The sequence below is a fragment of the Novipirellula rosea genome (genome assembly GCF_039541335.1).
Classification (GTDB): Bacteria; Planctomycetota; Planctomycetia; order Pirellulales; family Pirellulaceae; genus Novipirellula; species Novipirellula rosea.
Genome location: NZ_BAABGA010000011.1, coordinates 1 through 23,683, shown reverse-complemented (window position 1 = coordinate 23,683; position 23,683 = coordinate 1). Strand labels below are relative to the sequence as shown.

General features: G+C 54.7%; 23 protein-coding genes. 4 read left to right on the top strand and 19 right to left on the bottom strand.

Annotated elements, in window-relative coordinates; translation table 11 throughout:
- Nucleotides 1-107 precede the first annotated feature (107 nt).
- The 16 genes from ABD971_RS04520 to ABD971_RS04445 form a co-directional block, all read right to left on the bottom strand.
- Nucleotides 108-623: a hypothetical protein gene (locus tag ABD971_RS04520; RefSeq protein WP_345319844.1), complete on the bottom strand. Its 516-nt coding sequence runs from the start codon at nucleotides 621-623 to the stop codon at nucleotides 108-110.
- A gap of 425 nt (nucleotides 624-1,048) precedes the next feature.
- A complete protein-coding gene (locus ABD971_RS04515) occupies nucleotides 1,049-1,465 on the bottom strand; it encodes a phage tail tube protein (protein ID WP_345319842.1) in 417 nt (138 codons plus the stop codon).
- A 17-nt stretch (nucleotides 1,466-1,482) separates the two neighbouring features.
- Entirely contained in the window at nucleotides 1,483-2,040 is a 558-nt protein-coding gene (locus ABD971_RS04510) for a hypothetical protein (protein ID WP_345319840.1), read from the bottom strand.
- A complete protein-coding gene (locus ABD971_RS04505) occupies nucleotides 2,037-2,483 on the bottom strand; it encodes a hypothetical protein (RefSeq protein ID WP_345319838.1) in 447 nt (148 codons plus the stop codon). Before ABD971_RS04505 ends, ABD971_RS04510 begins: the two co-directional genes overlap by 4 nt.
- Nucleotides 2,480-2,851 carry a hypothetical protein gene (locus ABD971_RS04500; protein WP_486348644.1) on the bottom strand — a complete coding sequence of 124 codons (372 nt, stop codon included), beginning with the start codon at nucleotides 2,849-2,851 and terminating at the stop codon, nucleotides 2,480-2,482. The genes ABD971_RS04505 and ABD971_RS04500 overlap by 4 nt, the downstream gene beginning before the upstream one ends.
- Before the next feature lie 5 nt (nucleotides 2,852-2,856).
- Nucleotides 2,857-3,150, bottom strand: a complete 294-nt coding sequence (locus ABD971_RS04495) for a hypothetical protein (protein ID WP_345319834.1) — start codon at nucleotides 3,148-3,150, stop codon at nucleotides 2,857-2,859.
- Nucleotides 3,151-3,155: 5 nt separating this feature from the next.
- Nucleotides 3,156-4,172, bottom strand: coding sequence for a hypothetical protein (locus ABD971_RS04490; protein WP_345319832.1), 1,017 nt, complete (start codon nucleotides 4,170-4,172; stop codon nucleotides 3,156-3,158).
- Nucleotides 4,169-4,774: a hypothetical protein gene (locus tag ABD971_RS04485; protein WP_345319830.1), complete on the bottom strand. Its 606-nt coding sequence runs from the start codon at nucleotides 4,772-4,774 to the stop codon at nucleotides 4,169-4,171. Before ABD971_RS04485 ends, ABD971_RS04490 begins: the two co-directional genes overlap by 4 nt.
- Nucleotides 4,775-4,803: 29 nt before the next feature.
- Nucleotides 4,804-5,130, bottom strand: a complete 327-nt coding sequence (locus ABD971_RS04480; protein WP_345319828.1) for a DUF2190 family protein — start codon at nucleotides 5,128-5,130, stop codon at nucleotides 4,804-4,806.
- 20 nt (nucleotides 5,131-5,150) lie between these two features.
- The gene (locus ABD971_RS04475) at nucleotides 5,151-5,483 is read right to left on the bottom strand and encodes a DUF2190 family protein (RefSeq protein WP_345319826.1); all 333 of its coding nucleotides are present in this window, start codon (nucleotides 5,481-5,483) and stop codon (nucleotides 5,151-5,153) included.
- A gap of 63 nt (nucleotides 5,484-5,546) precedes the next feature.
- Nucleotides 5,547-7,601, bottom strand: coding sequence for a phage major capsid protein (locus tag ABD971_RS04470; protein ID WP_345319824.1), 2,055 nt, complete (start codon nucleotides 7,599-7,601; stop codon nucleotides 5,547-5,549).
- A complete protein-coding gene (locus ABD971_RS04465; protein ID WP_345319822.1) occupies nucleotides 7,555-8,904 on the bottom strand; it encodes a phage portal protein in 1,350 nt (449 codons plus the stop codon). The genes ABD971_RS04470 and ABD971_RS04465 overlap by 47 nt, the downstream gene beginning before the upstream one ends.
- A 210-nt stretch (nucleotides 8,905-9,114) precedes the next feature.
- A complete protein-coding gene (locus ABD971_RS04460; protein WP_345319820.1) occupies nucleotides 9,115-9,312 on the bottom strand; it encodes a hypothetical protein in 198 nt (65 codons plus the stop codon).
- A gap of 640 nt (nucleotides 9,313-9,952) precedes the next feature.
- Entirely contained in the window at nucleotides 9,953-10,228 is a 276-nt protein-coding gene (locus ABD971_RS04455; protein ID WP_345319818.1) for a hypothetical protein, read from the bottom strand.
- A gap of 804 nt (nucleotides 10,229-11,032) precedes the next feature.
- Nucleotides 11,033-12,205 (bottom strand): DUF1559 family PulG-like putative transporter, encoded by a 1,173-nt coding sequence (locus tag ABD971_RS04450; RefSeq protein WP_345319816.1) that lies wholly within the window; start codon nucleotides 12,203-12,205, stop codon nucleotides 11,033-11,035.
- A 512-nt stretch (nucleotides 12,206-12,717) separates the two neighbouring features.
- On the bottom strand, nucleotides 12,718-13,599 hold the full coding sequence (locus ABD971_RS04445) for a helix-turn-helix domain-containing protein (RefSeq protein ID WP_345319814.1): 882 nt from the start codon (nucleotides 13,597-13,599) through the stop codon (nucleotides 12,718-12,720).
- Between the two features lie 181 nt (nucleotides 13,600-13,780).
- On the opposite strand from ABD971_RS04445, the gene ABD971_RS04440 reads away from it, so the two are divergent.
- Genes ABD971_RS04440 through ABD971_RS04430 form a run of 3 tightly spaced genes read left to right on the top strand, consistent with a single transcriptional unit; the run spans nucleotide 13,781 to nucleotide 19,287 of the window.
- Entirely contained in the window at nucleotides 13,781-17,041 is a 3,261-nt protein-coding gene (locus tag ABD971_RS04440; protein ID WP_345319812.1) for a GH116 family glycosyl-hydrolase, read from the top strand.
- Nucleotides 17,038-18,510 carry a sulfatase gene (locus ABD971_RS04435; RefSeq protein ID WP_345319810.1) on the top strand — a complete coding sequence of 491 codons (1,473 nt, stop codon included), beginning with the start codon at nucleotides 17,038-17,040 and terminating at the stop codon, nucleotides 18,508-18,510. The genes ABD971_RS04440 and ABD971_RS04435 overlap by 4 nt, the downstream gene beginning before the upstream one ends.
- A 21-nt stretch (nucleotides 18,511-18,531) precedes the next feature.
- Nucleotides 18,532-19,287, top strand: coding sequence for a GDSL-type esterase/lipase family protein (locus tag ABD971_RS04430; protein ID WP_345319808.1), 756 nt, complete (start codon nucleotides 18,532-18,534; stop codon nucleotides 19,285-19,287).
- On the opposite strand, the gene ABD971_RS04425 is transcribed toward ABD971_RS04430, so the two are convergent.
- From ABD971_RS04425 to ABD971_RS04415, 3 genes are all read right to left on the bottom strand, one after another.
- A complete protein-coding gene (locus ABD971_RS04425) occupies nucleotides 19,284-19,664 on the bottom strand; it encodes a hypothetical protein (protein ID WP_345319806.1) in 381 nt (126 codons plus the stop codon). The genes ABD971_RS04430 and ABD971_RS04425 overlap by 4 nt on opposite strands.
- An 819-nt stretch (nucleotides 19,665-20,483) precedes the next feature.
- Nucleotides 20,484-22,751: a terminase gpA endonuclease subunit gene (locus ABD971_RS04420; protein ID WP_345319804.1), complete on the bottom strand. Its 2,268-nt coding sequence runs from the start codon at nucleotides 22,749-22,751 to the stop codon at nucleotides 20,484-20,486.
- Entirely contained in the window at nucleotides 22,741-22,947 is a 207-nt protein-coding gene (locus tag ABD971_RS04415; RefSeq protein ID WP_345319802.1) for a hypothetical protein, read from the bottom strand. Before ABD971_RS04415 ends, ABD971_RS04420 begins: the two co-directional genes overlap by 11 nt.
- A 249-nt stretch (nucleotides 22,948-23,196) precedes the next feature.
- Between ABD971_RS04415 and ABD971_RS04410 the strand changes: the two genes are divergently transcribed.
- Nucleotides 23,197-23,683, top strand: a 487-nt coding sequence (locus tag ABD971_RS04410; RefSeq protein ID WP_345319799.1) for an amidoligase family protein, incomplete at its 3' end; no start/stop codon positions are given.

The window sequence follows — 23,683 nt, the reverse complement described above, 5'->3', positions numbered from 1 at the left end:
GAACGGTTTGCGACGACGGCGGCGATCGCGGTTGATTTCAGCGGTCAGTGCCATGACACTCGATGCGATGTTCCAATCGTGACGTCGTCGAGCGTCGGCCATCTGCATCAGCTGGCGGAGGGTGAGTGGTCCGGGGTCGACTCCGACGATGCCGGCGAGTTCGACGACGATCCGTTCAACGTCGGCGCCCCGAGTTTCCGTTCGAGGTCGCTGAGAAGCGTGTCCACCAACTTCGGATCGTCCAGTCTGCGTTCGATCGCTTCCAATCCCCGAGTTTCGATCAACCGCTGTTTGTCGGCCGCCTTCCGCAGAAGACGGCGACGCGACTCCGGGAAATACGCGACCAAAGCATCGACGACCGCTTTGCAGGCTTCGTCGATCGCGTCCCCGGCCAGTCCTTCAGCGAATGCTTCATCGTCGACGTCTTGTTGGTCCGCTTGCGGTTTGCAAATCGCGAATAGGACGTCGCCTAACAACAGCGGGTCGCTAGAAAGCTGTGTGATCAGATCGCCGTCGATGGCGTCCAACAAGCGAACATCGGTGAGTGCTTTCACACGGCGTAGCGTGGTGTTGTCGATATCGACGATCCAGACGCGACCGCGGCGGTCAATGAACTTTTGCATGGGACTCCGTTTTCAGGCTAAGAAACGTTACGATGTATGGTGCGAAAGCCTTCCCTCGACACTGCTGACGAAGCGTTCATCACTTATTCTTCTTGCGAGGCCCTGATTGATTTGAAGTGCAGGCACTGCTCTCAGCGATTTTCGGCAGAAGACGGACAACCCGCTCCAGGCGGTTCCAGTGCGCCAGGTTGTTTCTTTCCATTGACTCTCGCATCCGTCATAGGAACGATTTGGTTCGCCTATGTCTTTCCTGAGATTTGGTGGATCGCTTTGCCAGTGCCATTGTTTATCGGGGGTGTGAATTTACTCGCATGGCACGACTGTAGAGGACCTGGAATTGGGGGTATCCGAGGTAGTCAGTGTCCCAAATGTGGTGCCAACAATACGATGTGGCCTTGGTCACTCTAATGCGGGTGTTCCGCAGATCATGCTCCGCTTCCGACAGGCACGTTGATACCGTTACCAGACGAGGATTGGGTTGGTTTGAGCGTCACGTCGGCGGAGACCACCTCTTCGAGGTTTTGGTTGACGTTGAAGGTCATGACTTCGCAGGTCAGTGTCAGTGAACCGCCGGCGTCACTGATGTCGACGTCGCAGGGCGTGCCACTGCTCCAGAGCGTCTGGAGCATCGAGAACGAGGTGTCGCCATTCTTGTTGAGGACCGTGAACTCGATCGAGGCATCCTTGAGTGTGCCCACGGTGGCTCGCCAACCGTTGTTGTCACGAGTGCTTGCATCCGCTTCGGCTTTTTCGAGGTTGACCGTCAAGTCTTTGACGTTCTTAATTTCGGCACCGTCGATGGTGAGCACTGCGTCGAGACCGAGAACTACTTCTGCTGACATATTGACCTTCTCTCGATTTACTTGACGGAGTCACGCCAGAACTTGGGTAGACGTGCTTGGTTGGCTTGCAGGGCCGGTTTCATGAATGGACGCTTGGGATAACGTCGTGGTTTGTTTGCACCACGGCGTTCGTTTTCTTCTTCAACCAACCGTGTGGCACGATTGGCCTGGGCCGCGGTTTGCAGAAGCGTGCGAACAAACTTTCCGGGTGCTGTCACGCGGATCGGGCCGTGCTGGCCGACTCGGAAGCGGTGACGCTTTAGCTTGCGTCGATTTGTGACAACACCGCCGAACTCGTGTAGGTTCCACAGGCGACCAGCGATTTCGTTGACCGGGCCTATTACTGCCTCTTCGCGGTCCCGATTCACCTCGTAGCGAATCACGCGGCGCAGCATGCCGGTCTGCGTGTGCGGTGGCGAACCAGGACTCGACGGCTTCTTCCGTTTTCGGATCGATCGCTTCGCGGTTATCCGAATGGTCGCGGCGGCATGACCAAGCGAGCGGAAGTTGGCGGTTTGAACTTTCTTCTGGACTTTCGCTTGATCAAAATGGACCCGTGTCCGGATCTGGATCACTTCGCGAGCTCAAACGTCAACGTCAGCAAACTCGTGAATTGATTGAACTGCGTCCAGTGTTCGGTGGAGTACAGGACAGCGTTTTCCACTTTCACACACCGAGCGGCGACGAAAGAGTTGAGCCGTTTCAGTCGGAAGTAGTCGGCCAGTTCTTCGACGAAGAACACCAACGGGTCGATTTCTTTGGCATCGCCCTTGCTGAACTTCTTCTGGATGGCCACATCGATCGTCGCGTGGAACTTGTTGCTGACTCGATCGAGAGGCAAGTATTCGACCTCACGTGGCACCACAGTAACTCGCAGCTCCTTCATGTCTTCGAGATCGAAGTTGGGAACATAGAGTCGTTGTGCTGAGAGGTTCTTTTTGCTGAAGTCTCCGGCGTTGATTTCCGCCACGACGCTGTCAGCAATTTGAATCACCGTTGCTGGTGTCGTTGTTGTCATGTGATCGTGTCGACCAATTTGGTGTGAATGCGAAGTTTGATGCGAAAGGGATCGCTGTAGCGCCAGGGCGGTTCGTTACCAATGGACATCAGTTCGTACACGAACGTCGTATCTCCGTCGGCTTCCAAGATGCGATCACCGCGGCGAGGCCAGGTACCAATGTCGGACTGCAGCAGATCCTTCGTGTTGATCAGAAAGTCACGAACCTGGGCACGGGTGACGATGCCTTCGCCGTCGTCTTGTTCGTATTCCGACTTGCCGATCGTCGCCGATAGCTCAGCGGACAATTCATCACGCTGATAGACAACGAATCGCGAAGCGTGCTTGGTCAACTTTTCAGCTAACCAAGACTGGCCTCGCTGAAGCATGTCGCTCACGACTTACTACTCGCCCGCGAATTAGTGGGGCGTTTCGACTGCAGCAACGCAGCTGCTTTCTCGCCAAGTTCGTCACGCCACGCTTCATTTGCACGACGTTGATACTCATCCGAGATCGCCTCGGCTTCTTCGTGCAACTGTTGCTGCCGAAAGTTGAGTTGGCGTGAGAACGGTTGAAGCGGACTGTTTCCTCCGCCCAGTGGGTTCCCGCCTCCGTCTCGTTTCTTCGTCGGCAGCAAAGCCACGGCGAGGAGTAGTAGTACGACTACGATTGCGATTCCTAGAATCATGAGCTTCACATGCCTCGTTTGATGAGAATGAATCCGAGCAGGATGATGGCAACAACGATCAGGGCGAGCGTGGCCAGTTCGCCGGCCCCGGCCCAGATCAAGGCGTTGCGACCGCCAAGATCGCGGTCAAATAGCCGGTCACGGTCGACGTCGCGGTCTCGGTCGAATGGACGCCAGTTATCGTTTGGTTCAGCGGGACAGTATCCGTCGGGACAGTCATGTGAGGAGAGCTGCAGCGTTGGCGAGATCGCATCGTCCCAAGAATAGCCGCGGGTTTTGAGGGCACCGGTCCGCTGAGCTTGACGGGTCTGCTGATAGAGCTCGTAACCGTGTCGCAGGTCGTCGTAAAGTTCGGCGGCGGTCGCGGGAAGCATCGTGTGGCCCGCAGCATGAACGTGTCCCCCATTTGCGTCCTGGAACAACACCACAGGGAATTGGCCGACCGGCACGATCTCTTCGAACCGATTTCGATACAGAGCATTGCCGGACGTATAGACCTGGAATTCGCAGGCGGATTTCAGTTTGACAAGACGGCTGTCCCTGTTGAACCAATCCAACAACTGTTGACTCTTCGCGTCACTGCCAACGAAGAGGGCAATCTGGTATTGCTTTCGGGCGGGTGCCGGTTTCGAGCTGGATGTCGGCGTTACCACAATCGGCGCTGGAACGGTTAAAGCCGCTGGCGAGTTAGCAGGAATTACTCGGTACGGACGCACGATTGGCGTTGTTGGAACGACACGGGATGGCACCGCAGTCGGAGGACAAGGGCGACACGGCTGGGTGAATTGTTGTTTCAACTCGCCCTGGGCCCCAAGGTTGACTCGCTGTGGTTCGTCCAGCTTTTCAATCTGCCCCACTGATGGTGGTGCAACCGGGCGTGCCGGAGGCAGCTTCCATGTTGACTCTTGCGGTGGAGGTGCCGTAGAAGGAATCGCGGTAAAAACGGCTCCCAGAAGCACCGCATGGATGACCGCCACGGCGATCAGACCCACGCTTAGTCGGATTCGGATTTCGTCTTTCACTCGATGACCTCGTAACTTGGATAAGGCAAAGAACTGGCGGGGTCTTCCAACACGGTCAACGCGAATCCGCCATAGCCCGCCCACAAACGAACGAACTGTTCACGGGGTGTGAGTTCAAACCGGCCGGGATAGTTGTTGTCCAAAATCGCTGCGTACTGACGCCCATCGCGTTTGACCCAACCAACGAAGGTGCAGCAGTGTGCCGGCTTCCACCACAGGATTGCGCCACGGCGCGTTGCGGTGGCCCAGTCAAGGAACCGCGGATCGGCTTTGACCGTGTAGCTGTAATCGATGTCCGCAGCATCGAGACGGCTTCGCAATCGCGAGTCCCACTCGCCGTCGCTGTAGGTCGCCCGCCAACGTTCGCCGAGTTCGTACTCGTTGAGCCAACGAAGATGATTGACCAGCGACGCATGAACACAGCTGCCTTGGTTGAGCCGGCCAGTCCAGTTCCGCTGGTGAAGCTGCGGGGGAAGATTAGCTACAGGCTGTTCCGCGGGTGGAGCAGGCAGCGGCTTGACTTGTACCGGCTGCTCCGGCAAACATCCTGTGGCAAACAGGAGCAGTCCGGCGGCGATAAATGCACGCAGAAATCCTTTCACGTGGTTTTCCTCTTCAAGATGAACGGGATTTACTGCGTCAACAGGACGCGAACGCGGGAGCTACCGGGCGAAGCTGACAAAATCGCTTTGCCGAGCAGCGGGTGACCGCTACTCGTCTTGACCACATGCCAGCTGGCGGCAGACCAATAAAGCCGAGTGCCAACGTCGATGTTGGTCGACGGGTCTTTCAGCACGTCAAAAACACCGCGGACAGAAAGGCCCCCGGTCTGACCGGCTGCAACGAAGAACTTGCTGATCCCAACAAGTTCTCCCAGCACAACGATCGAACCAGCGGGTACATCATCCACGGGGACGAAATCAATGGTCGAACCGTCGTGCAGGAAAGTTGCGGGCATCGCGAGTCAACTTCCTTTTGTTATTGGCTCAGACGCACACGCACGTTGTCATCGTCGGCGGCTGCGGCGAGCACCGCCTTGCCGAGCAGCTTGTTTCCGGTAGCAGTCGTCTGCGGCTCGTTGCTTCCGTCGACATAGACCTTCTGACCGACGGCAAACGCAACGGCACTGGCGGGAGTCTTCGGAACGTCAAACACGCCTTCGACGGCGATAGCGCCGAGCATGTCGGCTTTGATTGCTCGCTTAGTGATGCCGACGAGATCGCCTTGCACCACGATTTCACCCATTGCAAGATCGGCGTCAGGCGTGTGATCGATCGCCGATCCGTCATAAACGAACTCTGCTGAAGACATGAAAACCTCAAATGGAAGTGAACTGGTTGGTTGCTAGAGCAGGCGAGCTGCCTACCCCACGGCTCACGCCTCGCCGGTGACCTTCACGGCGGCGCGGTGGTCTTGAGAATTCACGCCAAAGTCGATGTAGCTGCGGAAACCCATGCCGAGCGTGTTCGGCGGCATTTCGACTCGTTCGATCACCGGCGTGCGGCGTCCATTGAGGAACACAATCTCAAACGCTGGCAGTACGTTGGGGTTGGCGAACAGATACCACGCGGTGCCGCTCGCGCCGGTGTAGTACGAATCCGACAGGTGAGGCGTGCTGATGATCCGGTACTTATTGCGATGTGGGTTATCGACCGGGATCTTGGTCGGCGAACCTTGAGCATCGATCATCAATTGGGATGAGCCCATCAGCAGTTCAGCTTCGGTTTCAAGTTCCACCGGAACTACCAAGTACTCGGGCCGAATATTGATCGGCTTTTGGTCTTTGGGCTTCCCGCCGGGACCGGCTTTTTGCTTGCGGAAGGTCGTCTTGGCGACGGTTAGAGAATCGGGACCGAACTTGGTGTCGGCACCTGTGAGCAAGTTCGCGTTGCCTGAGGAGAAGAAGCCCCCGTTCTTCAGCAGCAATGTGAAAAAAAGATCGTCAATCGACTCGGCACCGGAGCGTCCCATTTGGCGTGGGATGTCCATGAACGCCGACAAGTCGTCGTTGATGATGTCGTGTCGCGTCAGCGTCAGGATCTGGCCGTACGTGTCGGCCTTATTGCTGAACTTCTGGTCCGACAACTTGCCGTGCTTCAGTTCCCCATCGGGTGCGACCTGCTCAAAACCGCCGGTTCCAAGCAAACGATACCGAGCGACTTCCTTAAAGTCCGTCACAGTTCCGACACTACACAAATCAAACGCAGCGATCGGCGTGTTTTGGTATGCCGCCAGCAACGTCTTGTTCATGACGTTTTCCATGATCGACGGCAAGCTCATCGAAGAGAATCCGGCACGAATGGTGGCGGTTCCGTCCCCGAACACTCGCGGCACTTCGATGCCTTCCATGCGAGCACATTCGGCGACCAGTTCTCGCAGACCGATATGTCGCAGTGGATCCGCTGCGTTGAGAGTCTTCTCGCCGTAGGCGGCTAGCAGATGTTTTTCCTCGATCCCTACCGACAAACATGCGGCGGCCTCAAGGACTTCGCGGCTGTAACGCGGAGAGTTTTGGGTTTGCTCTGGAGCTTTGGGGCGTTCGCTTCGTAGCACCGCAAGTTCCGTCTTGGTGGTGGACCAGCCTTGCTCGATCGCGTCGGCTTCGATGTCCGCATGGATTCCGGCACAAAGTTTCCGAATACCGGCAATGCGACGAGATTCGGCCGCGGCCTCGGCACGCATTTCGTCCACCGGCGAGGTCGGCTTGGGGTGTTTTGGCTCGGTCTTGGGCTTCGTGCTCATATTCAAACTTGCGTTGACGGGTTCGAGGTCATCCTTGGATTCGGTTTCGTCAGTTTCGTTTTCATCCCATCCGTCGCCATCCGCTAGCCCTGCGGCTACACGTGCCTCGGTGTTGTCGTCGGCGCCGAGAGCGACGAATGAAACTTCACCAAGGGTCGATTTGCGGGCGATGTAGACTGGACCTTTGAATTCGCGATCGTTGGCGTTCGCCGTCTTGCCTTCGGGAATGAAAACAACTTTGTCGGCACTCGCACCGAGCGATGCCTGCCAAGGGAACCCGTTCTCGCTGGTGGCGATCACTTCTTGGGCCGTGGCACCCACTCCGGAAATTACCCCAGCGACTTCGAGTGACTTGTCGGTGATCGCGATGTCATCGGTGTGACCGACGATGCTGCCGCGATCATGATCCTTCAGAATCGGTCGTGACTTTCGAGTCACTCGCATCCCAGCCAGATCAACCACGACTGGGTAGGGCCATCCGCCCAGCCGCATCGCACCACCGGTGTATGCGGTCATCGAAAACTTGCGTAGTGACGGTTTGTCGTCCCCTTCCACCGGCGCTTCAGCGGCTGCCAAAGTGATCGTGCCGGCATCGTCACAAACAATACGCAGCGAACTGGGGACAGATTCGGCTTCCGCTTCAAGCGGTTTGGGATTCTGCGTCTTCGGCATGGTCTTCCGTGGCATCGGGTTCGGATGGGGAATCAGTTTCGGACTCGATCGTCAGACCGAGGTCACGCATCAGTGCGATTTCTTTTGCACGTTGTTTAAGTTCCGTCTCCCAGTCACGCCCCTGCCGCGCAAATTCGATGGCCAGAGTCGTCGTATGACTGGCGAGACGGATTTTCTGGGCGTTGGCCTCTTTGGCGGGATCGACATGTTCGTGGCCATCCCAAAACCATTGGTGCTCAAATGTGGAATCAAGCGTGCGAAGCGAGTTGGGCAGATAGCCCTCGATCAGAATGGCTTCGCGAAGCCAAGCGTGCAGGATGCGGTCGAGCACCACGCGGGCGAGTTGTGATTGCTCGACACGGATCGATTTGAAATAGGTTTGGTGATCAAGACGTCCGCTGGCGTAGTTGTAGCCCGATGAATTCCCCACGGCGACATTGAACGGCATGTTCAAACAACGAGCGATCTCGTTGAGAATTTCTTTCTTGAACTCTGCGTAGGTCGTCGAAGGTTGCTCCGATTTCATCTGAGCCATCTTCCAGCCGCCGGGCATGGTCAGCAGCATTCGTTTTTCGAGTTCGATCGGCTCGAACGGTTCTGCCGCATCGGCTTCGCCATTCGCCGGCGCGTCGGTGTACAGGATGCCGGCGAACTCGGCGGCAGTTTCAGCAGCGGCAAGTACGGCCAATGTGAAGCGTCGCAGTTGTGCAAATAGAGGCAACGCTGGCGTAATGTCTGGAATGCCGCGAATCTGTCCTGGTCGATCACATCGGAAGTAGTGCAGCACCGCTGCGGCCGGCACGGTGTCAAATTCATCGTCAACGAGGAAAAGCCCATCGCCGGGATGATTCCGCAGCACGTCATAAGCAATCGGATTGCCGTCGGCATCGAAGCGAATGCCATCGAGATATCGCCCGGTGTCTGGGCTGAGCGTCGGAGAGGCAACCTGGTCGGCTTCGATCAACCGCAAGTCCAGCTTTACCGCCGCATCGACGCGTTGATTGTTGGTAAGTAAACCAAAGGATTCGCCATCGGCAACGCGGGAAAGCCGCATAGTACGCAGCTTTTCGGCTAACCCAACGGATTCGGCCCAAGCATAGAATTCTGATTCGACAAAACGATTCGCCGCGTCATTCGCGGTCAGCATTTGCAGCCTTGGACCGGTGCCGACCACATCGTTAGCCAGCGTTAGCGTGATCCCGCGAGCGTAGCTGTTGTTGGCGACCTCGTATCGCGAACGGTTGCGAAGCGTTCGCCTCACATCAGGGCTGTTTGCAGCCGCGGCCGACAACCCATCGGCACGCGACCAATGTTTCATGTTGTCGAGCGTTGTATTCGCCGCGTCGTACTTTGCACGAAGCCGCGAAAAGAAGGGCTGCCGGGGCGAGCGTCCTGGCGTGGATGAGGAGCGAGAAGCTCCGCCGCGCCGTGCTTGCTCGATTATCCCTGACAAACGCTTCAACATCCGTGTTGATATCCTATTGCCTTCCCCGGCAGCCCTATACGCATCGCGATAGGAAAAGAAAGATCAGCCAGCCGACGGCGGCACAATCTTGTTGAAACGCAAACCGCGATTTGCTTTGCGAACCGCTTCTTTGCCAGCGAGATGCTTGTCCGCAGCGATTTGCTCGGTCAGTTTGTGTTGCTCGACACTGCCAGCGTCGCCAGAAGCCTTTGCCGGTCCCAATGCGTTCTCTCGTATTTCGTCTTGCAGATCGTCAGCCACAGTCTCGGTCGCTCTGAGGGAAGTTGTCTCTCTACTCCTTGAGCTACTCCGGAGGCGACCAAAATGGCGGATGAACGCACAAACTTTTTCAGTTTCGCGTTCACCATCGCGTTCAAGCAAAGTTGAAACACGCGACAGTGACGGACTGCTTGGGGTTTCGAGCACGCACGCTCGGAATTGGTCATGTTCGACGTAGAACTTTGGGTGTCGGTCATCGGGTGACGCAAGCAGCAGGCCGAAAATCGCTTCGGTGTCACGCACCTCCTGCAGTTCGGAGATCCTCAAAAGTGCTGAGGTTTGTCCAACTTCGTTCAGTTTGATGGTACCGGAACTCGCGTCGGTCGATGAAGCCGGAACCTGCTGGAAAACACACCGGCGTCGGCCGGGTACCAATCCTAATGGCGTTTGGAAAGTCAGACGTCGCAGAGTATCCGGAGAGCAGATCGGGCTGAAACGATTGCGTGCGACGAGCTATGAGACCAAATGGTCTAGGTTCCGGGAAAGACCGAAAGCGATCGCGATCTGAAGCAGGATTATTGGATGCCGACCCACTTGAAGAACTGCGACCAACCGTGAAATGTTACGACTAAGTGTCTTGCTCCCAATGCAAAGTACAACTCTTCGCGAATCGTAGGCCCAACTATCCGGCTGAATCAAACATTGGTTTCGACATGCGAATTTGCTTGAGCATCTGCGAGGCCTGAACCTCTGTAGAAACAGTTGAGATAGAAATCTCTTGCTCTCCAGTCTGCGGGGCAGTGGGTTCCGTTGCTTGACGCGAGAGAATCAAAAAGATGGTCAGCAATTCATCTTGCATGACGCTGTGATCTGGTTCGGCGACTCCAATTTTGAACACGATGTCGTTCGCTGAAAGTGGATTTTCGGCATTGACACGTCTTTCAATGTGCAACGCCAATCGCTTCGGTCACGTTTTCACGGCCGAAAAACCGCGATCACCTTTGCTCTTTTGCAACGGGCGTTGGCATCGATACAATCTCTCGTGACTTAGTGTCACTCGCTTCATTCACGGTGGTGAAGTAAAAACCTTCAGTAATCCTCCGTTTTTTTCAAAATTTCATTTCGATCATCTCCGCGGTTCAGTGCATGATAAATGATCCCAGCTTCATCGGATCGCTTTTGTCGGAGCATACCTCGCCTTGAGAATGAATTTGTGGAAATGCTCATCTTTTGATCCCCTGGCTGGCGACGTCCTGTCGAAACAGCCGCGAGGCACCTCGTGTGCGTCGCCTGAGTCGCTTTGCTCCCCGAGGTCCGCATGGTCGGCATCCAGCCAAAAGACGTGGCGGGCATCCTGCCCACCAATAAGAAAGCCCACCTCGCCGTGGCCTATTGAATCGCCGCTTTACTCCGGTGCAGGCAGTGGACTTCTCGTCAAAGAGACCTGACTCATTTGATCTCATTGTCCGAACGGCCTATCGTTTCGACTCCAGCCCCAAAAGTTTCAGCCATAAAGGTGCCATCCAGACGCTCAATGCGTTTGCCAAGAAGCTGCAGGCTGATGGCGCACGCATCGATCGCCGAGCATCCGATAGGCGATCAAGAACCGAAGATTCATCCTCGGGTAATTAAACGTAGATCCAAAACCTATCCGACGATGAAACGCCCACGCCACGCCGCCAGAAGGTCAGCCGCATGAAGACCTTATGTCTTAGAAACACGCGGCATTCACTCCTGACAACTTAGACTTCTCCATACAAGCCTAAAATTCACCCACCACTTCGTTCGAGCCGCGCGTTCCTAGCGATCCCCACAGTCCATACGGGCTACCGCCACCTGGCGTTGGCGTCAGGCTCAAATCCCCCGCCTCAATACTATCGGTAATAAACTTGACGGCACCGTCGCCCATCAGGACGTGCGCACCACCTTGATGCCGACTGCCTGCGGTTGACATGCCTTGAGAGGCATCGGTACCGCGAAAACAACTCGGCTTGTTTGGTGGAAGAATGGTCTGGAATCCGGTGTACTGCAGACGCCCGTCCGCCCACATGTGACCACGGCCGATCGTATTCGTCACATCGCCCCCCACAGCGGCGCCGACACGGATAAATGACGGGCGCTGGGGATCAATCTGATCAAGACACGTTTTCACACTGATCGACGCATCCTTAACCAATGCGTCTGCAACATTATAAACGTTGTCGGCCTGGATCTCACGTTGGCCAATGCCCGTACAAACTTCACCAGCCATAATGGTATTGGACAGACCATCAATCACCGAGCTAAATTTCGTGAAATGCCTCGCCCAAAACATTCCGCGGTTGGTCTGTCGAGCGCGGACTGCCGTTGTCGAATCGTCTGTTGTCGCGTTACCAGTGATCTGAGCATTGTCGTCGTCTGTACTTTGATACCAACCGCGATGGTTGCGACCTCCGCTATTGACCAGTCGCATGTGATCACCCTGGCACACCGCATAGTTTGAACGTGCGCGTGCTGGAAGGCCTTTACCGGGATCGCTTGGGCAGCGTAACGTGGCAAGTTCAGTGACCCAAGGCTCAAAGTTCGTGTCCCAGGGCGGAGGGCCCATCGCTCCGTAGGTTACGTCACCTTGACTGATCGCTTGCCAAAGTGCTTGTTGCTCGACAAAGGGCGTAATCATCACAAGCGTGCTGATGAATGATCGATTCGTAGCATTGGATGTGACATTTTTGAGCCATGTTCCGCCTGACTGCATTGGCAGTGAGTTGAACGCAGAGTGATAGTTGTGGTAACCAAGTCCGATTTGCTTGAAATTGTTGCTGCAGCTCATCCGCCGCGCAGCCTCACGAGCGGCTTGCACCGCTGGCAAGAGTAACCCAACAAGTACGCCAATGATGGCGATGACCACCAGCAGTTCAACAAGCGTAAACGCCGTTCTTCGATTTGGGGAATTCATACGACACCTGATACGATGAAAGGAAACAAAAACAAGATAGAACGCCAGATGTTCGATTCAGTTGGACGAAATCGCGTCATCGTAATTCGCCATATCTTCGGGCGTCATTGGAGGATGCTCGACTACCGTCGACTCATCTGAAGTACCACAACCTGTAAACGAGAGAGCGAAACATGCAACTACAAGGACACAAAGGAACTTCTTAAACATTTGAAACTCCGGTGAGACGGTAAAAACAAAACACCAATCGCAATAACAAACAATTCGTTGCCCGCAAGACTGGACCAATGAGCCACAGTAACTTGAGCGACAAAATCATGCCGACCGGCGGTAGCAACACATCTCAATGCTAGAAATGGCAATGGCAACCGTAAATGCGTTAAAACGTGAAAGATGTGTCACATTCTGACATTGTGATTAAGTGTAAATTCAACGGGCAGCGTCTTTCTCGCGATCCCAGGGGCGTGGGTAGAGAGTCTGTTTTCCCACGACGGTCCGCCTGAACGCGGCGCTCACTCCACCGCAGTAGCCGATTTTCGGTAGGCAGCGGGCGATTGATTGGTGTGCGTTTTGAACACCCGACTGAAGTAGTATCGATCAGGGAATCCCAGACGCAATGCGATCGCTTCAATGGATAGAGATGTATCGACTAGCAGTCGACAAGCCTCTCGAATGCGCACTTGCTGGACGTATCGCATCGGCGTCTCGCTCATGGCGATTTTGAACTTGCGGATAAAACTTTCAGTCTGAAGCGACGCTTGCATCGCCAACTCAGAATTTCGCCATGCACGTTCCGGACATTCATTGATCTGCTGAACAGCATAGGCAATCTCGTCAGGAAGCCGCTGTTGCCGAAGCAGCTTTTCTTCGGCGAGCAAGTAGACCAGCATCGCCAGTGACAGAGCTCGAACATGCACCCGGTCCGTGGGTGCCCCCTTGTCAAACAATCGCGGAATTTCGTCGAGCATCGCTTGGAGGACGCGATCAGGTGAGATCAGAATTGGCACCTGGACCATTGGGTCAAGCATCCGTCGGCATGAAAAGTGGATCCAAAACTTTGCGACAGGAGAGTCGCCCACACAGTCGAAACGTTGATGATCTGGAATCACCAGGATATGCTTCGGGCCCATCGCAATGCGACGATCTGCAAACTGCACGTGGTGCCCAGAAGTGTAATCGTAATAAACACGCCAGAACGGACTGTAAACGCTGGGGTAATTCCAGCCCGCGTTGTGCAAGTAAAACCCAGCTTCATGCAGCGTAACCTCCGTATCCGAGCACGGCATCTTCAACGGGTCGAACTCGACGCCAACTCCGCTGAACGGTTGATCGTAGGCACCGCGGTTAGGCCTGTTAGCCAAATTCGGACTACTTTCGTCTCGCGGCTTTGTCATTGAGTCGTTGGAAATAGGTAGTTTTGGATATACCCTAGCCAGAATAAGTCATTTCTCACGAAGCTAGTAAGAAATATAATGTCATTATATCACAAACTAGGTTTACCGTACTGATCACGCCTTTTTCAGGATTCGAATTCGATTCGAAGGCGGAGGTTGGGCAACTCGAAAGAATCGATCTATGGGATCTACGGCACGAGTATGTATCGCGCTCTCCGCTATGGCGATTGCAATTTCTGGTGATTTCACTGTCGCTGACGAATCGCTAGCTGACAAATTGAGTTCGTTAAGTTTCAAGAACACCGGCGTCGTTTCGCAGGACATGGAATTTGTCCGGCCCGAGCGGAAAGTTCATTACATTGAAACCGATGAAGCATGGTTTGGAAAAAGTGATCGCTACCTTCATCAACTGAAAAACCGCCAGCCGACAAGTCCTCCCTCAGGCATGCGTTCATCTGTTCCGCTCGGTGGCCTCGGTGCAGGCACAGTTGAAATACGAGCGGACGGTAGTTTCAAAGATTGGAATATATTTAACAATGCTCCTGCAACAACACCCGACAAGATTCAGATCGACGATGCATTCCTCGGCATTCGCACGCGCACTTTCGACGGAACGACATCGGCCAAGACCGTGCGAACACATCCATCCGGTGAACTGCCTGCAATCGAATCGATTGAGTACTCGGGTGCGTTTCCGGTATCGCGACTGAAGTTGGATGACCCCGACCTGCCGATCAAGGTGACCGTCTTCGCCTATTCCGAATTTCATGTTCGAAATTCAGATCGCTCAGCGACGCCCTGCGCGTTGTTCAGCTTTTTGCTCGAGAATGCGGAAGACAATCCTGTCGATGTGGATTGTTCCTTCTTCCTTCCCAACGCGATCGAAGGAGAATTTCGCCAGGACAACGGGTTGGTTCTGGCAAAGTCGGGTCAGGACGCGATGGCTGGAGAAATGACACTTGCCGCGTGCGGTACCGATCGAACATCTTTTGGCACGTCCGATGATCTGAAAGTTTTGTGGACTTCGTTTGCATCCGATGGCAAGTTCCCGCAACTTGGCTTGAATGAAGGACATGGCTTCGGTGCGATCACTGGGGCAGTTCGACTAGAGGCCGGCCAAGCTCGCGTTGTCACTATCGCGTTGGGCTGGTTCTTTCCCAACCGAAAGCACTACGTCGAAGAAATCGGAAACTATTATTCGCGGTTATTTGATGATAGTACCGATGTTGCATCCACGGCGCTGAGTCGATTGCCGGAAACGATCGACGGCATCCGCCGATGGCACCAAACGTGTTTCGACAACAGCTTGCCGGAATGGTTGCAAGACTCATTGGTCAACAGCGCCGCAACGATGTTCAAGACCAGCCTATGGACGGCCGATGACCGGTTTCGGCAGTACGAATCGTTCTCGTGTCCGAACGTAGAGCCTATCCACATCACCTTTGCCCGTTCTTTGCCTTACGACCTGTTCTTCCCTGATCTGGCCAGGAACATATTCTCCACATTTGCGGAATTCCAGCAGGAAGATGGTTACATCCAAGAGAAAACTTGTGGTCGAGGGCCAGCGGCTCAACCTTTCGGCTTGGATGCACCGCCGAAGAACGGGCGAGTTCTCGGTGACTGCTGCCCGTCGTTTATTTTGACGGTCTATAAGGCTCACAAATGGTCGACTGACTCATCCTTTGTTGATGAAATGTGGCCACACGCAAAGAAAGCTGCGGAGTGGCAAATTCGTCGCGCCGAACATTTGGGTGTGCCAAATCGCTTGGCTTCGACCTATGACTTGTCGAATTTCCAAAGCAAGGACATCGTATCCTATAATGCCTTCATGCATTTAGCGGCCATGAAGGCCAGCATTGCACTCGCAGAAGCATACGGCGACGAAGAGTTCGCGATTCGCTGTCGCCATAGTTTTGAATCCGCAACCAAGTCGATCGATCAGAATCTTTGGGAAGGTAAGTACTATCGAAACTGGTGGGATGCCAAAATGGGAGCTCCTAGTCTGATCCACGTAGACACGCTCTATGGTCAACTGTGGTCCAGCATCCTTGGGCTCGGTGAATTAGTGGATCGCGATAAAATGCTGTCGCACTTGCAGATGGAAAAATCGGCTTGCGACACGCCGTTTGGTTTGGAGGTGATCACTGACACCGAGAAGGTGCGAAGTCCCACTCGACGAGATATTAACAGTACCGTTTGGCAAGGCGGGTCGATGACCTGGAGTGCACTGAATTTGTATCTAGACCAGGATGTCGACGACGGTTTGGCGATGGCGGAGAAGGTTATCAACCATTGGAGAGTGCAACTGAACGACCAATGGGACTATCGCGATCTGACCGCCGCTTGGGACGGAATGCCTTGGTGCAATTCTCACTACACGCGACAGTTGACGTTTTGGTCGTTGCCAATGGCGCTCTCGGGTCAAGAGTACACGGCTAAAGATGGCACGCTCTCGTTCTCACCGCGTATCAAGGCTCCCTTTCGGCTCCCATTTTACCTCCCGCAGGCCAATGGCGTACTCGAAGCACTGCCAGGAAAACAGCCTACACTACGAGTCATCGACGGGAAGATTAAGTTGAGCAAGGTGACTGTGAATGGCAAGGAAATTGAATTCAACATCGGACTGCAGAGTCCAACGGAGCGAACAATAGGTGGGGGCACGGGACCAGGGAGAGAAGTCATTGACGATGAAATTCTGCCAATCCTTCGCAAAGCGGGCGTGCCTGAAGCTTGCGAAGAAATGGGGATCAATTTTAGCGACACATTCGGTCGCCTCAACGCCACTCCCAACCATCCCTATCGTCTCTATCGATGGTCGGTTTCTCAAGGTGAAAATGGGGATCCGGTGATCAATGCACTTCCACCGGAAGAAGAGATGGGCTGGACCCCATGGGAATGGTGGACAATCGAGAACGGCAAACCCGTCCACCTGGAAAAGGTTCAGTTCCCCGTCAAAGAACCTATTCAACGTGGGATCGTTCGTTGGTACACGCTCGACTCCTCGGATGATCTGACACCTCGATTCTTGCGTGAAGCTGCCGATCTAGAAACTTACCTTCGCCAGGCGCGGATTGACGCCGGTAGCGAGTGGCTAGGCTTGGATTTTAAAAAGGTCTTCATTGATTCGCTGACAGATGAGACGAAAGAGCGTTATCGAAAGATGCGATGGGCGATAGTGCCCCACGTTCTCGCTGCGGACGGGCCAGTCGTCTGCGCCCTGCCCCGCGAAGGAAGATTTGATGTTGATCCATATGAGTGCTGGTACACCGACGGAAAAACTCCGCAAATTCACCACCTGCACTACACCCAGAAAACACCCAAAACGACAGGAACTTGGCTTGAGCACCCTGGAGCGCCTCAGCGTTCTCCCGAGGTCCTTGGTCGCGTTTGGCATTGGTACGACGATCCTAGCATGATACCCGCCTTGGAGTTCGAAAGATGATTAATGCAAAAAAACTACTTTCGAGGCTATATTTTTGCTGCCTGGTGGCGATGGTACTTAGCAATGCGTCTGAGGCCCAAGGGTTAGGCACGCATCAACGCCCCAATATCGTTTTTATCTTGGTGGACGACTTTGGTTGGAACGACGTCGGGTACAACGGTAGCACGTTTTACGAAACTCCTCGAATGGATGGTTTATCCAAGGAATGGATGCGATTCGACAACTGCTACACACCCAGTCCGATGTGTTCGCCGACGCGTGTCAGCATCCTAACTGGAAAGAACCCCGCGCGACATGGAGTGACTCAGTGGCTGATGGGAAGTGATACCGCTTACGTTCGCGAAGGTGAAATGCCCAGAGTCTACTGCCCCGGTCCGAAGTCGCAGGGAATTCAAGACAGCGAATGCACTGTCGGCGAAACGTTCCGTGACGTTGGTTACGAGACCGCTTTTTATGGCAAGTGGCACATGGGACCGTTTAAGACCACCGGTGGACCGAAACGGCATGGCTTTGATTCACAGCTTGCCGTTATTGAAGCCAACGGATGCTCGATGTTCCATCCCTTTGGCAATCACAACTACTTTCCCGATTCCATGCCGGGAGACAATTTCACCGATTTATTGACAGATGCCGCCATCGATTTTGTCACAAGGAAACGAGACACTCCCTTCTATCTGCACCTGTGTCATTTCGCGATGCACGATCCGATCAAATCCAAGAACAATCTACGAACGCGGTTTGAAGCCAAATTGAGCGGGCTTCCCAAACTGGAAGTGGATCGCGAGTTGGATCGATATGGGCACAGTCCACAAAAACTTCGACAGGATGACCCTGACTACGCAGGCGAATTAAAAACTCTGGATGAAAACATTGGACGCCTAGTGGACAGCCTGATCACCGCAGGAATGTACGACAATACGATTATCATTCTGACGGGTGACAATGGCGGACGAAGTTCATTCTTTAAGCCGCATCCAACGTCGATGCGCCCGCTAAGAACGGGGAAGACTTTCCTATTTGAGGGTGGCGTTCGAACACCTTTGTTGATCCACTGGCCCGGGCATAGCTTGGCAGGCCTTCGTTCCGATGTCCCCGTCACCAGCATGGACTTTTATCCGACACTCCTGGAAATGGCTGGCGTTCCGTTGATGCCAACGCAACATGTCGATGGCGTAAGTCTTGTCCCTCTATTGCGAGGTGAAACAATCAGCCGCAATACCCTCTATTGGCATTTCCCGCACTACCAAGGCGAGGGTGCTTATCCAGCCAGTGCAATTCGCAAGGGCGATTACAAGCTAATCGTCAACTACCACCATGACGACTCGCTTTTGTTTAATGTAGTGAACGACCCCAATGAAACAAACAACCTCGCTACTGCAATGCCCGGGAAGACCAAAGCGTTAAAAAAACAGCTGATGGCATATCTGGATGAAACAGGGGCACATATTCCGCAAACTCTAACGAAGTAACTGTTATTAATGACGAAGAATATGATCCTGATCGCGATAGCTGTGTGTGGCATGATGCTTGCAGGAGACCTTCGCGCGGAAGAAAATCCCGCGGCCTTCGCGGCGCCACGGGAGACGACGGGAAAGCACCAATGGGTAGCAAACCATTATGCTCGCATGATGGCGCTGGCAGATCAATCGCCGGAGAAATTCAAGATCGTTTTCGTGGGCGATTCAATTACCAAGAAGTGGCTTGATTTGTCGGGTTCCCTGTGGGCAGACAACTTCGGCGACGTCGACAGCCCGTATTATGCGTTAAACCTAGGTGTTCCCGGTGACCGTACAGAGCATGTGCTTTATCGATTGAAATCCAAAGCCGACGGCGGCCTTGGCAATCTGGACAACCCCGCGATCCAGCCGAAAGTAATCGTGTTGATGATTGGCACCAACAACCTATTCCCACCTCACAACGCTCAACAGATTGCAGGTGGAATTGAGGCGGTTGCGGAACGCTTGCGAGAATTACGTCCCGACGCTGCGTTGGTCATCTGCTCGATGATACCTTGTCACAATCCCGACAAGAACAAGCAACAGGTGATACCAGCCAACGAAACGCTTCCGGCGTTGGCTGAGCGCATGGGCGACAATGTTCATTTCCTGGACCTGTACCCTGCGTTTCTTAATGAGCGAGACGAGAAAGACCAAAACTTCTATGTTGACGGTCTCCATATCAACGAACAAGGCTATGAAGTGTGGCTTCGTCGAATGATGCCGATATTGAAAATGACTCTTCACTAAGATCGCAGAAGAAAGCGAGGTTCAAGGAGAGCAGATCGAAAAACCTTGCGATAATTGACGCTTTGCAAGCGTTCGGCAGAACTAGCGTTTTGCTGGTTTTCATTGGCGGGAGCGGCGGGTTTTGGTTTGAGCGGCGGGGCCGAGCGATTCTTGTTGACGATAGGTTCGGATCGATAGGGATGCGCGGCGGCCGAGTGATCTGGTAGTAGTGACTCTAGTTCACCTTTGCTGCCTGTCTGACAGCGGAGCGCGTCGTCCAGGTACGCCCACAAATCCTGTTGCTGACGCCGCTCACCCGCGACGAGCGTATGCACCCAGCGGTTGCGGCCGCATACCAAGATCTGAGCGTGCCAACTCAACCAGCTGTTTGTCTTCACTTCCTCTCCTCTAGCCGATGGAAGAATGCACGGATGTCCACAAATGCGTTGCGAAGGAGGGATAGCCGACCACCTGGTTTTACATCGCTTCCATTGGTGAAGAGCCTTGGTTTATCTACCTGAGTGATGAATTCGTTGGCCAGTGCCTTACGAATCGATTGCTCGAACAAGTTTGGCATCGTGCTAATTCTTTAACTCTGAATAGCGGAAACGATCGAGGCGGGTGCGAACGCAGTCGAGACATTGGGGCACAACCTCAACCAGGATATGAGGTTTGTCTTCACGACAAATGCACCTGTCGGCAAGGAACGCAACTTCCCCTTACTCTGCAGATTCCGAAAGTTGGAGGCATGGCAACATCTCACGGCGGAACCAGCATCCGAGCACAGTGACGAGATCATGGCTGGTGTCCGTGGGGTACTTGCCAGCACAAGACGGCCATTTGAGTTGGGGATGTATACAGATGTCGTCGAAGTAGGCAAACGAACTTACGAATATCTCAATCAACTGTCCCGCATGAACACAGATCTGAAAACAGTATTCCGTCCGATCGTAAAATTCGATCGCTACGAAGGTCTGCTCAATGCAATCCAAACAGCGCTCAGCTCGCCTATGGACATGAATTCGCAGCATGGCGACGCTCGGTGAACGATTGGCAAATGATTCCCAATAGAATTTCTCCGTACGTAGAGGGCGTGGGCAAGCGACTTCCTTCGGCCATGCCCGTTCTCAATTTGGTGCTCCGGAGGCCGACGCCGGAGTCTCTTAGTCACCTTTTCTGCATACTCCGGTTTCCCTGACCGGGGCAGTTCATTTTCACTACTTGCGTTTTTTGCGTTGGAGCTCTCTGAAGCTTACGCGGTCCCGGCGGCGAGCGGGTGTAATGTCGGTCCCGAAAAGGAGGGCACCTTGCATCGACGCAGCGACGGCGGCGCCGACTAAGCAGTCAAGCCAGTGGTTGTCGGGTTGCTCGGGTCTTGCTTTCCACTCGTCCACGACTCGTCCGCGGCCTTCGGTCCGCACGAAGTACTCGGCGGTGACTTGCTCGGCAAACATGCGGTGTTGCTCGGCTCGGTCGCCAAAGATGGATAGGCATCCACGGTCTCCCATCGATACGGCGAGCCGGGCGTGCGTAAATGACTTCCACCAGTTGGTGTCGTAAATGACATGCCGGATGGCACGTTTTCCGTGGATCGATGGGATCCGCCAATTCAATCCAATGCGGTCGCCTGGACGGCGCTTGTATTCGCTGAAGGGATTCGAAGAAGCTCCCACGAACCTGCCATGTGAGGGCAGCAGAATTGAGGCGTGCGAGCTTTGCCGGCAAAATTGGTAGACGACGTTGGTGGAGTGGCCCCAGTTGGCGTCGACCAGACAGCGACCGATCTTCATCGCTGCACCGTCGTCTCGTTGCCACTCTTGACCAAGCAGTTCGCCCGTCAATGCCTGGAGGCCAGCATAGATGCTGCCTTCGAGTCCGGTGCCTTCGCCGGCAGACGCAAGTGTATGACGGGCATCGCGAAGCGTGAAGTACGGTCGTTGCTGATCAGGGTATGTTCCATAGTCAACGACATAGCCAGTAAAGTCGTCTTCCCAGGCAGCGACGACGTAGAATAGCAGCTTGCCTTGAACATCGATGAACGCGGTCAGATGGTTGCCTGCGATCGGAACTCGGCGTCGCGGTAGGTTGTTGATCTTGCCGGCGACTTGGTCCGCAGTTAGCTGATCGGCGCCGACGGTTTCTTCCGGCAATGGTTCGTTCTGGTACTCGGCAAAGAATGCAGCTTCGTCCTGAAGTCTCAGGTTCATTGCATGCTGGATTGCCGACAGTTCGTCATGGTTGAATCGTTCCTTCCAGGAGACATCCGCGCCGGCATCCATGGCATCGCGATTTTGGCGATAGAACTCGGTTCCGGCTGCGCCGCCATCTCCCGCACGCAGACCCTCTGCTCGGACTTCGGCGTAACGATGCCATAGCGATTCGTTGGTCGGAAACGCATTGACCATGCGAGTTCGTTCACCGTTCCATTCCGGGTGTAGATTGCGGTTGAGGATATTGTCGGCCATGTCACCAGGTCGAATGACGGTACATGGCATGATTCCTGAGATCTTTTTGCCTGGGCCGGCGAGTCCTAGAACGGCGCCGGCGAGAATGGCTTCACGGTTGGCACATTGGGATAGAGACCGAGCGGATTCGTCGGTTTGCGGGTCATCCAGAACGACAAGCGAGGGGCGGACCGTCTTTCCGTCAGGACGTTTGAACTTCATGCCACGAATGCGGCCGGTAAGGCCCGCGACTTTAATGATTGCACCACTGGCTTTGCTGCCGGCGACGGTCGGCAATACGATTTCCTTCGCCGTCCAGCCGATCTGCGTCCGTTTGCCCTGAAAGAGTTGTCCGTTTGCACGGTTAGCAATTCCATCGAGGGATTGGATGGGAAAGCAAACTTCTGGGTAGTCGGCGGCGAGCAGATCGTTGCTGTCAAGTTCGGTTTTGATCGAATCGAGCATGTCGCAGGCGTGACCTTCGTCGCTGCCGATCAGACAGACAAAGTCGCGGTAACCATTAAGCACTGCCCAGATACAAGCAACTTCAGCGAGTGAACTCTTGCCGCTGCCGCGAGCCATCGCCAAAGAGAACAAACCGCCGCAGACGACCGCCACTTCGATCTTGTTGATTACCTTCAAGTGGTCCGGCGACCACGCAAGGTGAAACGTCATTCGAAAGTAGGCTTCACAGAAAAACCGGAATGAACCGGCCGCCTTGGCTTTTCGCTTGGGATCATCAACCGCCGGCAACTCTCCGATGTCGCGGCCGGCAAGTGCGATCGCAGCGTTGCGTGCGCGGGCACTTTCTTTGAGCTTGGCATACGGATCGGCCTCGGAAACTCGTTTCGGTGCGTGACGTTTCTCATGGAGCCAATCGGCGTACGCCAGCAGGTCGACGTGCCGACCATCGCCAATGCGATTTCCCGCCTCGACTCGGTGCCGATGCAATTGGCGTTCATTGATCACGGTGCCAAGCGGCGTCGAGTTGAGTAGCCGGCAGCACTCGCTCGGCTTCAGTTTGCGTGGGTCACTCGCCACGGCCGGCCTCCTTGAGCATCCATGCGGTATAGGTCAGCAGGTTCAGCCGACCGGCGGCGTTTGTCGGTGCGCCGGCTTCGATGTCGGTTTCGATCTCGGCGACCGGAACCTTTCGTCGGCGCAATTGGGAAAACAACGCGGCCGTCTGTTCGGCGGCCATCGCATTCGGGTTCAGTTCTTTGTTATTGCCTTCCATGGCGGGCTCCGTGGTAAGAATCGCGACTGCGCAAACACGTTGGCGACTGTCGCGATCGTGTGCATGTTTACGGTCAGTGGCCGCATGTTTTTGGCGGCGACGTGTGGCCAAAACTGGCGGCGTGTTGGCGTGAAAAGAAAGCTGGAAATTACTAGAACATTACTGCCGAGTTTGGCTTGAGGTGTCTCAAAACGCATGGCTCATGTGTGTCAACGCAAACGAATTACACACGCCTTTCGGAGACACGCCATGCACGCCAACGACATCGCCTTTGGTATCGAAATCGAAACCCACATGCCCGGAAACGACGCCACGCCGATCGGCGGCTACCACAACGGATTGCCGGTGGGTTGGTTGCCGGCGGGCTGGAAAGCAGAACGCGACAGCAGCATCCGCACGCCGGCTGGCCGTAAACCCTGCGAATTTGTATCGCCGGTCCTTCGCGGCCACGAAGGATTGCGAACGGTTGAAACCGCGGTCGACGCGATCCGGGATCGAGGGGCACGGGTCAACGAATCCTGCGGCCTTCATATCACCATCTCTTGGAACGGCGACGCGGCGGCCTTGGCTCGCCTGATTTCGCTGATCGCGAACCATGAAAAAGCTATCTACGCTTCGACGGGAACACGACGCCGCGAACGAAACCAATGGGCGAAACAAATCAAAACCTACGGCACGAAGGAAGCGGCCAAGACTCGCTGCGAACGAGACCGCTACCATCTTCTAAACCTGACGC